The 1,120-nt window shown below is 64.2% G+C and carries 1 pseudogene; it reads right to left on the bottom strand.

Features of this window, described 5'->3' with window-relative positions:
• Nucleotides 1-19 precede the first annotated feature (19 nt).
• Nucleotides 20-1,103 (bottom strand): annotated as a pseudogene (locus AWC17_RS10070) (IS630 family transposase).
• Nucleotides 1,104-1,120: the final 17 nt, after the last annotated feature.

Below are 1,120 nucleotides of genomic sequence, written 5' to 3' on the forward strand. Positions count from 1 at the left end.
CTAGTGGTGTGTCCCGTCATTAGCTGATGGTTTGTAGGGCGACGCGTCCGCGCCGGACTTTCTCCAGAATGGAGTCGGCGGTGGCGGTCCATTTGAAGGGTTTGGGTGTCGTTGTGCGCGGCGAGGTAGTCCTGGATCGCGGCGATGAGGTCGGGCACGGAGTTGAAGCTGCCGCGGCGTAGCGCCTTGTCGGTCAGTTCGCGGAACCAGCGCTCGACCATGTTCAGCCACGACGACGAGGTCGGGGTGAAGTGCAGGTGGAATCGCTTGTGCCGGGCCAGCCATCGTTGCACGTCGGGGTGGTTGTGGGTGGCGTAGTTGTCTAGGATCAGGTGCACCCCAAGTCCTTTGGGCACTTCGCGGTCGATGGTGGCCAGGAACTTCAGGAACTCCTCGTGCCGGTGCCGCGGCAGGCATTGCCCGATCACGACCCCGGTGAGCACGTTGAGCGCGGCGAACAGCGTGGTGGTGCCATTGCGCTTGTAGTCATGGGTCATGGTGCCGGCCCGGCCCTTCTTCATCGGCAGCGACGGCTGGGTGCGCTGCAGCGCCTGCACCTGGGACTTCTCGTCCATGCACAGCACGATCGCGTTCTCCGGCGGGTTCAAATGCAACCCGACCACGTCGGTGAGCTTTTCTTCGAACGCCGGATCGGTGGAGATCTTGAACGTGTCCACCAGATGCGGCTTCAGACCCCGCGCGTGCCAGATGCGCTGCACCGTGGACCGGCTCACTTCGGCGTGGCGGGCCATCGACCTTGTGCTCCAATGTGTTTCGCCTTGCGGCTTGGCGTGCAGTGTGTCGTGCACGATCTGCTCCACCTTCTCGGACGTAATCGACGCCTTCGGCCCTCGCCCCTTGCGGACGTCCCCCAACTTGGCCAAGCCCCCTTCGGCGAACCGGGCCCGCCATGCCCGCACCGTCGTCGGCGACACCCCCACAGCCACGGCGATGTGCTCGTTGGCCACCCCGTCGGCCGCCATCAATAACGACTTGGCCCGCAGCACCTGCCGCTGTGGTGCGGTTTGCGACCGCGACAGCTTCTGCAGCGTCAAGCGCTGACCATCGGACAGATTCAACGCTACCGCGGGTCGATTCGCCACCTACCAAATCATCAGTT

Origin of the sequence: Mycobacterium nebraskense (assembly GCF_002102255.1) — a bacterium.
Taxonomy (GTDB): Bacteria; Actinomycetota; Actinomycetes; order Mycobacteriales; family Mycobacteriaceae; genus Mycobacterium; species Mycobacterium nebraskense.